Origin of the sequence: Streptomyces jumonjinensis (assembly GCF_009600885.1) — a bacterium.
GTDB classification, from domain to species: domain Bacteria; phylum Actinomycetota; class Actinomycetes; order Streptomycetales; family Streptomycetaceae; genus Streptomyces; species Streptomyces jumonjinensis.
Genome location: NZ_VCLA01000187.1, coordinates 19,260 through 32,388, shown reverse-complemented (window position 1 = coordinate 32,388; position 13,129 = coordinate 19,260). Strand labels below are relative to the sequence as shown.

The following is a 13,129-nucleotide window of genomic DNA, read 5'->3' as shown; positions in this document are numbered from 1 at the left end:
GCGGCCGACGCCAATGGTGACGTCGGCAGGGACCAAGGAAGCCGGGGCTTCCTCTGCGCCCAGCATGCCCTTCCCGTAGCCAACCACACATGAAATCAGGTTAATTGAGAGAAAGCGTTCCCGGCGTCGGCCGCGCCTGGTCGGCGGGGGCCTCGGCGAAGTGCGGCGATGAGACGCGCTCATCCAACTCGGCCTGGACTGACCTCACGACCTCACGACCTCACGACCTCACGGACGGCGTCGGCGATACTTTCTCCGTCCAAGACCTTGAACAGCGCCCTGCGGTTCTGCGGCGAGTGCGTTGGTCGCGGCCGCGGTCATGGCGGCCTCGGAGGGGCTGCCACCTGCGAAGGTCACCGCGGAGGGCTGCCCCGCGCAGCCCGGCGCGTACTACCCGTTCGATCTCGGCCCCCGCGCCTGAATCGGTATACAGTTCACCCTGCGCGAGATCACCGTCCTCCTCGAACATCTGCTTCCTGCCCAGGACTTGTGGGCGTCGGTTCCGAAGGCTGCGTCCCGGCGACGGGGATGGCTACTTCGCCGGCCGGCACCGCCACGTCACCCTCGGCACCGCCGCCCACCTGTTCCTGAGCGAACAGCGGACCCGCCCGCAAGCCCCTGCCGGGGCCTGACCCTCCACCAGGCCCTGGCACTCCTCCAACACCTCATCGCCACCCGGACCGGCACCTGCCCCACCTGCCGACAAACCGTCCCCTGGCAGCCCCACGACACCACCTGACAAAGCGCCACTAAGCAGCCGGAGCGGCGATCTGTACGCGCTTGAGGTGCCGGGTCGGATCGTCGAAGGCGTTCCGGGAGTGCAGCATCCGCCAGTTGTTCCAGACGATCATGTCGCGCTCCTGGTACTCCACGGCGATGTGGTTCTCGTCGTAGATCTCCTTGCCGCGCTCAAGGAGCCGGGCCGCCAGATCGTCCCCCTCGGGCACGATCAGATTGTTGTAGGAGAAGCGGAGCACCAACTCGCTGCCGATCTCCTCCAGCACCGGGTGCTCGGCGTTGTGCCGCACACCGCGCCGGGCGAGTCCCTCCGTCGACTTCCACGCGTAGGCGGTCTCCGTGAACCGCTTCCGTTCCTCCTCGGTGAACTCCCGCAGAATCCGGTTCCCGTCCAGCATCGTCGTCTCACCGCCGAGCCCCGACGCGGGCTTCACGCACCACAGGGCCATGTACCGCGGAGGGGCGCCGTGGAACTCGTACCCCTCGGTGTGGGGCACCAGGGGGCGGCGGTTCTGCGCGTGGTAGACGTCGTCCATGTCCGGCTCGGGCTTGAGATCGCCGATGACGGTGCCGGTGGGCGTCGGCTGGAAGTCCCCCAGCCGCTTGAGGAACGCCACATGGTCGAAGCTGTCCGGGACGTCGACGATCTGGACATAGCCGTTGTTCCCGAGCAACTGGCGGAACGCGTACGCCAGGACGCTGTCGGGCAGCGGTTGACGGTTGGCGTCGAAGCAGGAAAGGACGCTGTCGGGTGACTTCGCCATGGTGACTCCCTCTGGTCTCGCTCTGGTCTGACTCGCTCTGGTCTGATTGGTTCTGGTCTGCTTGGTTCCGGAAAGGGGATCCGCGTCCATTCCCGGGTGGCTCTTCGACTTCGGTCCGTGCCTCGCCTCGGTGGGACACGTGTCGGACCGCTCGCTGACCTCGTCGCCGACGCGAACGATCGGTCCGTTCAGGCGAACTCGGCGTAGCCGAGCCGCATCACCATGACCACCACCACGATCAGCAGCACGGACCGGACGAATCCGCTGCCCCGCGCCATCGTCATCCGTGCGCCGACCAGCGCGCCCGCCACGTTGAACAGGGACATTCCGAGACCCAGCACCCACAGCACCTGGCCCTGGACCGCGAAGACCAGCAGCGCGCCCAGATTGGTGCCCACATTGATCATCTTCACGGTGGAGAGCGCGCGGATGAACTCCAGGCCGAGCACGCTGGTGAAGGCGATGATGAGGAAGGTGCCGGTCCCCGGTCCGACCAGGCCGTCGTAGAACCCGATCCCGCCTCCGGCCAGCAGGACCAGCCAGGCGACCCGGTGCCGCTCGGGAGTCTGCCGCTGGACGTCGGGCCCTTCGCTCTCCGGGCCGTCCGCCCCGAATCGCGGGCGGAGGAGGACGAACACGGCCACCGCCACCAACAGCAGCAGGATGAGCGGCCGGAGGAAGTCGGATGAGATCGCGGTGGCCACGACGGCCCCGCCCGCCGACCCGACGACCGCCGTGCCGCCGCCGACCGCCACCACCTTCCGGGAGATCGGATACTTGCGCCGGTAGGTCAGGGCCGCCGCGAGCGTGCCCAGCGTCGCGGCCAGTTTGTTGGTGCCCAGCACCGAGGCCACCGGGAGCGAACCCCCGGCGATCAGCAGCGCGGGCAGTTGCAGCAGTCCGCCGCCGCCGACCACCGCGTCGATCCACCCGGCCATCGCGGCCACCGCCAGCAGGGCGAGCACGGTCTGCCAGTCCATGAGTACGAGCCCCCAGCGGGTAGGACGGTCCGGAGAGCCGGCTGTCGGAGTGCGCGCCGCGACTTCCCGGGCGTCATCGCGCACCCGGCATGAGAGCGGTGGCCGCGAGCCGGGGGCGTGCCTCGGGGGCGACGGAAGGGTGCCGGCCGGCGGGAGCGGCTGGGGCGTCGGGGGTGAGGCGGGCCTTGGATGAGAGAGGGAGGACGACGGGAGCGGCGATCACAGCCGCGGGCGGTGCGTTCTTCGTCTTCACGATCCTTGGGATGACGGCCTGGGATGTCCGGTTCATCCGGGCGACACCACACCACCCTTACGGGTGACGAGACCGTTTCCCTGGTCTGCGCTCCTGGGGGACATCGGTGCAGCGTACGCTCCTGCACGGCCGGGCGTGGGCGCACGCCGAGGGGCCGGTGGCGCTGTTCAACCATGCGGTGGACTGGCTGGTTGAGTCGTCACCGCGTGCTGCTGCCCCGGGTGTCGGTAGTGGCCCGGCAGGTCGCGGAGAAGCGCCTCCACGTCACGGTCGCCAAAGCCGCCCGGCGGGCGGGCGCGGCGCTCCCCGGTGACCTGGTGGCGACGCTGACGACGCTGACGACGCTGACGACGCCGGAAAGCAAGCCGTATTCGGAGCTGGAGCGGTTGCGCCGGCCGCCGCCGAGGACGGCGGGCACCGCGTGGCGTCCAGGACCATCCCATAGCGCCAACGGCTGTACCGCTGGTCCAACTGCCGCCGATTGCATCAGATGCGAATCGGGCCGGGCGGGGCCGTCAACCGGACTGAGATTCCATGGTGTTGGACGCCTGCGGTACCGGCACGGCAGTGGTCGGCAGGGCCTTGTTGCCACTCGGGCAAAGGGCTGACCTGCGGGTTCTCTGGCGGCTTGCATGGGATGCGACTACGCCCTATGGAACCCGACACGGTGAACCGGTGGCTGTGTGAGCTCCCGACCACCGGGGCGCCAGCGCCGAGTTCGTGGGAGAACTACGTGCCGGGGGCAAGGAGTGGATCGAGTTCCTGGCCGGACACAGGGTGGGGCTGTTCGACTTGCGCGAGCGGTTGGAGGCAGGGCTGAGCCGATACGCCGAGCATGCAGGGAGCCTCCGTCGTAGCGCCTGTGGGCAGAGGACCTGAGCGACCCCGCCCTCCGGTCCCGGCCGGCCTGGGTGATCGCGGAGAGCTGGGGAATCCGCGACACGGCCCACCTGGCCGGACGGCTCAGAAGGGAGCTCGGCTGCACAGTCGCGGAACTCCGCCAGGCTGACCAAGGGTGACAGCCGCGTCGTGGCCGCGCCGGACCTTCCCGAGCCGACTGCGAGAGACACGGCGAATGCGGCGTCGGCCCCGCCTGCCGGGCCTCCTGTGGTCCGAGAACCGGCAGAGGGAGGACAGGTGAGGAAAACGGAGCGTCCCGTGGGGACACGCCCGCGGTCCAAGCGTTCTGCGCTGCCGGGCTCGCGTCAGGGGGAGATCTCGATCCCCCAGCCTGCGGCTCGGGCGGCGGCGGCGGCGCGGTTGGGGAGGTCGAGCTTCGCGAGGATGTGCTCGATGTGGGTCCCTACGGTGCGCGGCGTGATGTGCAACCGCTCGGCGATCTCCCGGTTGGTGCGGCCGGTAGTGAGTTCGGCCAGCACCTGGAGCTCCCGTGGCGAGAGCCCGCCGGGCCGCCGCGCATCCGTGGCGGGGTCGACTGCGGCGCGGGCCTCGGGCGGCCGGCCTGCGCGGGGGTCGACGGCCACGGCGAGGCTCTCGGTGAGCAGCGTGACCACGGCGCGCGCCGGATCGGGCGCGCGCCGCGGCCGGCGGGTACTGACGTTCAGCATGCCGACGTACCGGCCGTCGGCGGCGAACAGGCACTGGGCCACGCCGTCCTCGATGCCGAGGGGAGACAGCACCTCCTGGAAGCCCGGGGAGGCCGCCAGAAGCTGCCAGGGGACGTCTCTGAGCCAGAGACCGCCTCGGGCCGGGCTGCGGAGCACGGCGAACACCGGGTCGTGGTGGAGGCGGGTCTCTATGTAGGCCGTGGCATCGTCCGGGTAGTTCCCGGCCAGGGTGGCGTGGCGCCGGCGCAGCGGATCCCAGCGGACCAGGGAGGCGTGGTCGTACTCCATCACCTCCGACAACGCCGCCAGGACCGTGTCGACGCCGGTCGCGCCGGTCGTGGCGCTCCTGGCGACCTCACGGACATGGACGGCCGCGTCCAGGATGTCCGCCGTGCTCCGCTCCGCTGTCATCCTCCCAGGATGATCATTTGCCGGGAATACGTCAATCGCGAAGGGTGTCGTGCACGACCTGCCCGTCCATGACAGTGAGGACGACGGGCATCTCCGGGATGTCGTGGGGGTCGGCGGTGAGCAGGTCCCCGTCGAGCACGCAGAGGTCGGCGACCTTGCCCGGCTCCAGGGAACCCTTCCAGTCGTCGGCGAAGTCCTGCCAGGCCGCGTCGATCGTGTACGTACGGATCGCCTCGGCCAGGCCGATGCGCTGCTCGGGGCCGCTGACCCGGCCGGCGGCCTTCGACTCGCGCAGCACCATGGTGGCGACGCCCTGGCGCCAGTCCGGGTAGGTGACGGGGGCGTCGGAGCCGCTCGCGACCCGCACGCCCGCGTCGATGGCATCGCGGTAGGGCCATGCGTACGCGGCCCGTTCGACGCCGACGAACTCCTCCTCCATGTCGGCGACGGTCCACTTGATGGTGGGGTTCATATTGACGCCGAAGCCGTGCGCGGCCAGCACCTTCATGCTGTGGGCGGTGAGGAGGTCGCCGTGGATGACGTAGTGGCGGGCGTCGGACCGCGGGTGCTCGGCCATGGCGGCGGCGAAGGCGTCCGCGACGGTGTCGCAGGCCCGGTCGCCAGTGACATGGACGCCCAGCTGGTACCCGGCGGTGTGGGCGTGCCGGATCATGTCACCGATCTCGGCGACCCGCTCGGCGTCGGTCTCGCCGCCGACGCACAGGGAGCCGCAGCCGCCGCCGACGTACGGCTCGTGCATCCAGGACGTCTTATTGGGGACGATGCCGTCGGCGAAGATCTTGACCCCGTGGATCGCGAGGCGGCGCGGATCTGCGTCGCCGGACTCGCCGAGGTCGGCGAGGGTACGGGCGAACTCCTCGGCGGTGCTCGCCATCCCGGTGGGCAGGAGCAGGACGCCGAGGCGGGCGGTCAGCTCGCCGTCGGCCAGCAGCCGGCGGTAGACGTCGAGGGTCTCCGCGCCGAGCGCGCCCCGCATGATGCCGTCGCCGCCGGGGCCGAGCCCGGGCTCGGTGTAGCTGGTCACGCCGAGCCCGGCCAGCGTGGCGAGGTTCGCCCTGATCGCGTCGGTACGCTCCTGCCGGCTGAGCGGCGGCAGCGCGTTCTGGACGAGGGCCTGGGCCCCCTCGTGGAGCAGCCCGGTCGGCTCCCCCGCTTCGTCCACGACGATGGCCCCGCCGGGCGGCGCGACGGTGTCCCGCCCGATTCCGATGAGCTCCAGTGCCTTGGAGTTGACCCAGGTCGCGTGCCCGGAGAAGGAGTACAGGACGACGGGGTGGTCCGGGCTGACGGCGTCGAGGTCGTGCCGCGAGGGCAGCCGCGACGGGTCGGCGACGCACTCGTCGAGGTAACCGGTGTCCCAGCCGTGCCCCGTGATCCACTGTCCGTCCGGGACCTGTCCGACGGCCTCCCGTACCGCCTCGGCCGCATCCGCGATGGAGGCCACGGCGGGGTGGGCGAGGGGGACGGAGAGCGGCGGCGTCGACATGCCGAAGGCGCATCCGTGCAGATGGGAGTCGTTGATACCGGGAAGCAGCGTCGCCCCCCGCAGGTCGACGACGCGGGTGTCGGGACCGACGAGCGGCGTGACGTCGTCCCGCCCGCCGACGGCACTGATGATCCCACCGGTCACCGCCAGGGCGGAGGCGACGGAGAACTCCGCATCGACCGTGACCACTCGCCCGCCGAGAAACACCAGATCTGCATACGTGCCCACTGAAGGTCCTTTCGAAATTCGGGCGCACCACGGCCACCCGCAAACGATCTCCCGACGACTATGGCCACGCCCCCGCTCCCCGCACATCGGTCATCCCACCGATATGCGCTCTCTCAGCGGCAGGCTGACGCCTCGCGCTCGGGATCGTGCTCATGTCGGGCTTCGGGAGGGCATGGGGCGAATCGCGGTTCGTCTGGACTGTCAGATTTGTGATGGTTTCTCCGCTGTAACGATGTAGAGCGTCACTGCGGCGAAGAACGGGCCCTGTGCGAGGTGGTCGAGCCAACTGCCGGCTTGCCGGTCGGTGAGGTAGTCGGCGGCTACGGCGCGCTCGGTGTTGCGCTGAAGACCGAGGACCTGGTCGGCGGCATGAACGTCCCGGAACACCGATGTGGCCGGAGCGACCGAGGTAACAGCGAATCCGGCTTGCAGGGCGAGCCGTGGCAGCTGTCGTCCGACGACCGCGTTACGCACGATCCTGTCGGTGATGTGACGGGTGTAGGCGCGGGAGACCTCCAGATCAGGGTGGTCGACGGCGAGCGAGTCCCAGTCCGGCTCGGCCATCACCAGGCGGCCCCCGGGGCGCAGGACTCGCCGTACCTCCGCGAGGGCCCGAGGGAGGTCGGCGACATGCTGCAACAGGCGATCGGTGAGCACGCGGTCGGCGGAGCTTGAGGGCAGCGGCAGCGCGTGAACGTCGGCCCCCAGCACGCCGGCTCGCGCGAGGCGGGCGGCTCGGGCCTGCGCCCGGCGGACCATCTGCGGATCGGAGTCGATGCCGATGACCACCCCTGTGGGGCCTGCCCCGCGTGCGAGCGTTTCGAGGTCGGCGCCCGGGCCGCAGCCCAGGTCCAGGACCACGTGCCCGGACTGGACGGCCAGAGCGTCGAGCGCGGCCTGCTTGTACGAGCGCGCGAGATCGGTCGCGGCCAGCCGATCCTGGTAGGCGGCTCTGTCAGGGACAACGGTCTCGAACATACGCCCGGCGGTATGAGCCAGGGACTCGATCTCGCACTGGAGCATCTCGCGGCCGGCCGGGGTCAATCGCATAGGGCGCCGTCTCCCCTCGGCGTCCAGGTACTCGATCAGGCCCTTGCCGTGAAGCCGGGCCAGCGCGCTGGACAGGCTGCCGCGACCGAGCCGTGTGCCGGTCATCCGCTCGATCGCGGTGCTCACGGCGTATCCGTGCAGAGGACCGTTCACCAGCGCGGACAGGACGAGCATCTGGGCATCGTTGGTGCGCACTGGTACTCCCAGGCAGTGGACAACAGGTTTCCGCAATAACACGCGCCGCGTGCTATTGCTCCGTAGTATGCACGCCGTGGGGAGCCGGCACCTGCCCGCCCCTCCGACTCCCGAAAGGCTCCGCTGTGCGCGTCACCGATCCGCTCTACGCCCTGTACGCCCGTTGGCTTCGCCAGCAACTCCGGGGCGGGGAACTCCCCAGGCACATCGGGCTGATCATGGACGGCAACCGCCGTTGGGCGCGCCGGCGAGGCATCGGGAATCCGAGCCTCGGCCATAAGTACGGGGCGGAGCATGTGGATGAGGTGCTGTCCTGGTGCGACGCCCTCCGGATCAGGCACGTAACCGTATTCGTCTGCTCCGCCGAGAACCTCCACCGGCGGGGCGACGCCGAGGTCGCCTTCCTGATGCAGGTGATCGAGGAAGTTCTGACAGCCCAGCTCGCAAAGCCGCAGCCGCTATGGCGCGTGCACATCGCCGGAGCTCTCGACACGCTGCCCGACACCACCGCGCGTGCGCTCAAAGAGGCGGTCGAGGCCACGCGGGAGTGCACCACCGGGGCACACGTGACCCTTGCCGTCGGCTACGGCGGTCGCCAGGAACTCGTGGACGCGATGCGGGAGCTGCTGCACGAGCAGGCCGAAGCCGGACGGTCGATGCGGGACCTCGCCGCCGATCTGACCGCAGAAGACATCGCGCGCCATCTGTACACAGCCGGCCAGCCCGACCCGGACCTGGTCATCCGCACCAGCGGAGAGCAGCGCATGTCGAACTTCCTGCTGTGGCAGAGCGCTTACTCCGAGCTGTACTTCTGCGACGCGTACTGGCCGGCGTTCCGCGAAGTCGACTTCCTCCGCGCCCTGCGCGCATACGCCGCCCGTCAGCGCCGCTACGGTGCCTGAGCACACTTCGGCCGTCTGATGTCGGCCCCGCCTGCGTGGGGTCTCGTCCGGGATGTCGTCGTACGGTTTCGTGCTGGTGGTGGGTGTGCGGTCTGTCCTGTGTCCGGTCGGTTCGGCGTTGAGGGCGTTGGCGGCAAGGGTCTGGCACGGCCTTCGCGCGGCCGGAGGCCAGTGGCGCCGGCCAGGGGCTGCGCCGCTGTTGCCGTGGGGGCGGTCAGGGTCGGCGGTGCACCGAGACGGCGTACTCCCCGCTGGTGTAGGGCTCGCGGGACCAGGTCGCGTACCTGGCTTCGAGGGTGAGTCCCGCCGCATGGCAGTGGGCGTCGTAGTCGTCCAGGGTGTAACCGCGGTCCAGGGAGAATCCCGCGATGAGGCGGCCGTGCGGCCGGACATGGCGTGCCACTCCGGCCACCAGAGCCGGTTCCGTTCCCGGCGGGGTGAACAGGGGGACGTTGCCCGCCATCACCACGACGTCGAACGTCGTTCCCAGGTCGAGGCCGGCCAGGTCGTGCCGGTGCCAGGGGATCTCCGGCGCCAGTCGCCGGGCGGTGGCGAGCATCGACTCGTCGATGTCCACGCCCGTCACAGCTACTCCGTGGCTGGCCAGTTCGATGGCCACCCGCCCGGTGCCGCAGCCCGCGTCGAGCACGGTGGCGGGCCTGAAGGAGCGCACCAGCGCCGCCTCGCCGTGGACATCTCCTCCTTCGGCTGTGATGCGGTCGAACCGGGCCTGGTAATCGTCGCCGTTCCACGTCATACGGCCACCCTGACACAAACGCCTTCCAGCCCTCGCGGCGCGGGGGCGCCGGCCGGCCTTCGCAGAGGCGGGGGTCGTCCGGTGGTGGCTCACGCGTACGGGCACGCGGTGGCGCGGTCCCCGCACGCGCGGGGGTCGTCCCGTACCCGGGCGATGTCGTCGCTGGTGACGTACACCCGCAGCATGGTTCTCCGATGGTGGTCGGTCATCGTTGACCGCCGCAGTTACCGGTGTGCGTGTGGTCAGGGGCGGACCATCACCTTGAGGTGGGTGCGGGTGTCCATCGCCCGGTAGGCGTCGGCGACCTGGTCGAGGGGGACTTCGGCGTCGAATACCCGGCCCGGGTCGATGCGGCCGTCCAGGACGTCCTGGAGGGCCGCGTCGAGGTAGGCGCGTACCGGTGCCGGGCCGCCGGTCAGGGTCGCGTTCTTCCCGAACAGGGAGCCGAAGCCCACCGGGGCCTCCTCGTACTGCGGTACGCCGACCCGGGAGATGATCCCGCCGGGGCGCACGATGCCGTACGCCTGTTCGTAGGCGGGCATCAGTCCCACGGCCTCCAGCACGATGTGGGATCCCTCGCCGCCGGTCAGCTCCCTCACCCGGGCGACGCCTTCCTCTCCTCGCTCGGCCACCACCTCGGTGGCGCCCCACTCGCGGCCCAGATCGGTGCGGGCCTGGTGGCGGCCCATCAGGATGATCCGTTCGGCGCCCATGCGCGCGGAGGCCAGCACCGCGGACAGGCCCACTGCCCCATCACCGATCACCGTGACCGTCTTCCCCGCGGACACCCTGCCCATGTGGGCGGCGTGGTAGCCGGTGAGGTACACATCGCTCAGGGTCAGCAAGGACGGCAGCAGCGCCCCGTCGACATCCCCGGGGAGCTTCACCAGGGTGCCGGCGGCCTGCGGTACCCGGACGGCCTCGGCCTGCGCGCCGCCCACCCCACCGTTTCCGTACCAGCCACCGCGCGGGCAAGCGGTCTGGAAGCCGTCGCGGCAGATCGCGCAGGTGTTGTCCGCGAACGCGAACGGCGAGACGACGAAGTCTCCCTTCGCCAGGCCGGTGACCTCGGAGCCGGTCTCCTCGACGACCCCGAGGAACTCGTGCCCCATCGGCACGCCTTCCTCGGCGGCGGGCAGGGAACGGTACGGGTGCAGATCCGAGCCGCAGACACAGGCCAGGGTGACGCGTACGACCGCGTCCGTGGGCTCCACGATCCGCGGAACGGCCGTCTCCTCGACCCGTACATCCCCGGCACCGTACAGATAGGTGGCTCGCACTGGACATCACACCTTTCGAACCAGCACCTGTTTCCACCATCCACCCGATCCCCGCACAGCGCTCGGCGGCGCGGACCGGGACGCTCCCGGGGACCGGTCCGAGCGGCGAGGGCTTCTCCGATGTCGATTCGATGCTGGGTGTTGATCCGTCCTCACCGGCCGCTGGCTGACTTCGGCAGCGTAGGCGCCCCCTCCAGGGTTCTTACTTGCTGTGCACGATCTGGATCAGGTTGCCGCAGGTGTCGTCCAAAACCGCAGTGGTGACCGGGCCCGTCTCCAGCGGATCCTGGGTGAAGTGCACCCCGAGCTCGCGCAGCCGGTTGAACTTCGCATGTACGTCGTCCACGGCGAAGGACATGGCCGGGATGCCGTCCTTGACCAGCGCCGCCTTGTACGGCTTCACCGCGGGATGGCCGTCAGGCTCCAGCAGCAGTTCGGTCCCGTCCGGATCCTCCGGCGAGACCACGGTCAGCCACCGGTCGTCGCCTATCGGAACCTCGGCCTTCTTCACGAAGCCCAGCACGTCGGTATAGAAGCGCAGGGCCTTGTCCTGGTCGTCGACGAAGACGCTGGACAGGTGGATCTTCATGGGGGTGCCCTCCGGTATATCGGGCCTGAGCCACCGGGTCACGATGCGCTCCAGGCGTCCGGTGTTCAGATCGTGGAACTTGTAGCGGCCCTGGTGCCGCGAATGGACCGGACCTGCGGATTCCAGTATGGCCAGGTGCTGGCTGATCGCCTGGCGGGACAGCCCCCGTCCGCGCGTGGTCACCAGCCGTGTACACATCTCGAACCGGGGTTGACCGTCCAGAAGGAGGCCCACAGGCAACGGCCGGAGGAGGCCGAGGTTGCAGGGGGTGGGGCCAAGCCCTGTCGAGCAGCGAGGTTTCTACGTCGACCGCGATACGAGTGACACTGTCTTCTCCCCCGCAGCCGTTCCGGGCGGGGCGACCCGATCTCCCGGGCCGGGCACAGGTGCGTACGGGGTGTGCGTGAGGTGCGCAACGAGCCGGACGCCGGGACCGGTGAGCGGCCGGACTGCGGGCACGGACGGTGCGAGGGCCCGAACCCGGCTGTGCCGACGCACGGCAGTGGTGCTCCCCGCTCTGTTCGCCGCCCCGGACGACGGCGTACGGTACCGGGCGGCCCACCTACTCGCGGTGCTGGGTTCGCGGACGGTTCACGGTTCCGTACGCCGACGAGCCGGCCGCGCTCCTCGACGACCCGGGTGAGGACGGGTTTCCCTGAGGGCACCGTCGGCGGCGACGCCCGCTCGGCGCTGACCCGCATCGGCGACCGGCGCACGCAGAAGTCGTTCTGCCCGCGGCGCTGCGGGCAGAACGTGAGCCTGGTGGGCCGCCCGCCGCCGAGGCGTCGGCCGGCGTATGGCTCAGCCGACCAGTTCGGCCTTGTTCATCGCCAGCACGGCATGCCCGGAAGACGCCTCGGGGGCATCGGCCGGGGCCTGGTCGGCGAACTGCCCGGCGGCGCCGATCAGAAAGCCGCCGATGAGGATGGGAGCGACATCGCTGATCCGCTTCTGGCTCGCCTGCGAGGTGGTGTCCGGGGTAATCATCCGAGCGAGCTGGGCGGCGGCGCCGATCAGCAGGAGCCCTCCGACGACCAAGGCGGTGAGGGCGATGAAGAAACGGCTGTACGAGGGCATGGCGCACTCCCTGAGGCATGGGGTGGGTCCGTCCGCGGCGGCGGCGTGCTCCGGATCGTAAGCCCCGCGCCGCCACGGCCGCCACCCGTTCGACCAAGCGGAACGCGCCCTCACGGCTCCGCTCCCCCAGCGGCCTCACCCGCTCACCAATACCCCTCAGAACACCCCACAGGTGGGACGATTCCGGTGGCTGAAGAGGAGGGCGTCCCCGCGTGCCGGACTGCCCGAGCTCCGTCCTCCGAGCACGGGGTTCATACAGCGGAGGCGGCCTCTCCCTCGGAGAGGGGGAAGAAGGGGAGCTCGATGTAGACGTGGTCGGCGGCGGCGAGTATCTTCCGGGCGTCGTCGACCGGCGGGTGGATGCGGTGGTTGATCCACTTTTTGACGGCCGCGCCGTCGGCGCCCGAGGCCATCACCCTGCGGTCCCAGCCCCGGGTGAAGACCGCACCGGCGCCGCCCAGGTCCAGGCAGGTGACGTACGGGCCGGGGGTGAAGTCACGCAGCGGCAGGCCGAGCAGGTCGGCCGCGGCGTTGTACCCGGCGACCTTGCCGAGCGGGGTGGCGTGCTGGCATGCCTGCATGACGGTGTGCTCGGCGTCGAATGCCGCCGCGGCCGTGTCCCCGGCGACGAACACCTCGGGGAGGGCGCGCAGTCGCCGGTCCACCGGCACCCGGCCGAGATGGTCGAGCTCGTCGGAGATCTGCCGGGTGAGCTGGCTGGCTCTGACCCCCGCGGACCAGACCACCGCGTCCGCCTCCACCTTGGCGCCGTCGGAGAGGACGGCGTATCCGTCGCCGACCTCCGTGACCGTCGTCCCGAGTCGGCGCTC

General features: G+C 70.3%; 11 protein-coding genes and 1 pseudogene. 2 read left to right on the top strand and 10 right to left on the bottom strand.

What is annotated here, in order from left to right; genetic code table 11:
• Window positions 1–749 precede the first annotated feature (749 nt).
• The gene (locus tag FF041_RS29375) at window positions 750–1,502 is read right to left on the bottom strand and encodes a TauD/TfdA family dioxygenase (protein ID WP_194292214.1); all 753 of its coding nucleotides are present in this window, start codon (window positions 1,500–1,502) and stop codon (window positions 750–752) included.
• A 188-nt stretch (window positions 1,503–1,690) separates the two neighbouring features.
• Window positions 1,691–2,482 carry a TSUP family transporter gene (locus FF041_RS29370; RefSeq protein ID WP_153525602.1) on the bottom strand — a complete coding sequence of 264 codons (792 nt, stop codon included), beginning with the start codon at window positions 2,480–2,482 and terminating at the stop codon, window positions 1,691–1,693.
• A gap of 365 nt (window positions 2,483–2,847) precedes the next feature.
• On the opposite strand from FF041_RS29370, the pseudogene FF041_RS40605 reads away from it, so the two are divergent.
• Window positions 2,848–3,160 (top strand): annotated as a pseudogene (locus tag FF041_RS40605) (hypothetical protein); the annotation flags it as partial.
• 780 nt (window positions 3,161–3,940) lie between these two features.
• On the opposite strand, the gene FF041_RS29365 reads toward FF041_RS40605, so the two are convergent.
• The 3 genes from FF041_RS29365 to FF041_RS29355 all read right to left on the bottom strand — a co-directional run bounded on the left by FF041_RS29365 (window position 3,941) and on the right by FF041_RS29355 (window position 7,694).
• Window positions 3,941–4,714 (bottom strand): helix-turn-helix transcriptional regulator, encoded by a 774-nt coding sequence (locus tag FF041_RS29365; RefSeq protein WP_153525601.1) that lies wholly within the window; start codon window positions 4,712–4,714, stop codon window positions 3,941–3,943.
• 31 nt (window positions 4,715–4,745) lie between these two features.
• Window positions 4,746–6,449, bottom strand: coding sequence for an amidohydrolase (locus FF041_RS29360; RefSeq protein WP_323393049.1), 1,704 nt, complete (start codon window positions 6,447–6,449; stop codon window positions 4,746–4,748).
• Window positions 6,450–6,650: 201 nt separating this feature from the next.
• Window positions 6,651–7,694 carry a methyltransferase domain-containing protein gene (locus FF041_RS29355; RefSeq protein WP_323393047.1) on the bottom strand — a complete coding sequence of 348 codons (1,044 nt, stop codon included), beginning with the start codon at window positions 7,692–7,694 and terminating at the stop codon, window positions 6,651–6,653.
• A gap of 125 nt (window positions 7,695–7,819) precedes the next feature.
• On the opposite strand from FF041_RS29355, the gene uppS reads away from it, so the two are divergent.
• Window positions 7,820–8,596, top strand: a complete 777-nt coding sequence (gene uppS, locus FF041_RS29350) for a polyprenyl diphosphate synthase (RefSeq protein WP_323393045.1) — start codon at window positions 7,820–7,822, stop codon at window positions 8,594–8,596.
• Window positions 8,597–8,810: 214 nt separating this feature from the next.
• Here the strand turns inward: uppS and FF041_RS29345 are convergent, their stop codons facing one another.
• The 5 genes from FF041_RS29345 to FF041_RS29325 all read right to left on the bottom strand — a co-directional run.
• On the bottom strand, window positions 8,811–9,353 hold the full coding sequence (locus FF041_RS29345) for a class I SAM-dependent DNA methyltransferase (RefSeq protein WP_153525600.1): 543 nt from the start codon (window positions 9,351–9,353) through the stop codon (window positions 8,811–8,813).
• A 242-nt stretch (window positions 9,354–9,595) separates the two neighbouring features.
• Complete coding sequence (locus FF041_RS29340) at window positions 9,596–10,633, bottom strand: alcohol dehydrogenase catalytic domain-containing protein (protein WP_323393043.1); 1,038 nt, start codon at window positions 10,631–10,633, stop codon at window positions 9,596–9,598.
• Between the two features lie 202 nt (window positions 10,634–10,835).
• Window positions 10,836–11,222, bottom strand: a complete 387-nt coding sequence (locus FF041_RS29335) for a VOC family protein (protein WP_153525610.1) — start codon at window positions 11,220–11,222, stop codon at window positions 10,836–10,838.
• Between the two features lie 801 nt (window positions 11,223–12,023).
• Entirely contained in the window at window positions 12,024–12,299 is a 276-nt protein-coding gene (locus FF041_RS39490; RefSeq protein ID WP_228388708.1) for a hypothetical protein, read from the bottom strand.
• A gap of 251 nt (window positions 12,300–12,550) precedes the next feature.
• A partial coding sequence (locus FF041_RS29325) for an FAD-dependent oxidoreductase (RefSeq protein ID WP_194292213.1) occupies window positions 12,551–13,129 on the bottom strand: 579 nt, incomplete at its 5' end.

Coding starts and splice junctions, on each gene's coding strand:
- FF041_RS39490 (WP_228388708.1), bottom strand. CDS start 12,299: ATGCCCTCGTACAGCCGTTTCTTCATCGCCCTCACCGCCTTGGTCGTC.
- FF041_RS29375 (WP_194292214.1), bottom strand. CDS start 1,502: ATGGCGAAGTCACCCGACAGCGTCCTTTCCTGCTTCGACGCCAACCGT.
- FF041_RS29370 (WP_153525602.1), bottom strand. CDS start 2,482: ATGGACTGGCAGACCGTGCTCGCCCTGCTGGCGGTGGCCGCGATGGCC.
- FF041_RS29365 (WP_153525601.1), bottom strand. CDS start 4,714: ATGACAGCGGAGCGGAGCACGGCGGACATCCTGGACGCGGCCGTCCAT.
- FF041_RS29335 (WP_153525610.1), bottom strand. CDS start 11,222: ATGAAGATCCACCTGTCCAGCGTCTTCGTCGACGACCAGGACAAGGCC.
- FF041_RS29345 (WP_153525600.1), bottom strand. CDS start 9,353: ATGACGTGGAACGGCGACGATTACCAGGCCCGGTTCGACCGCATCACA.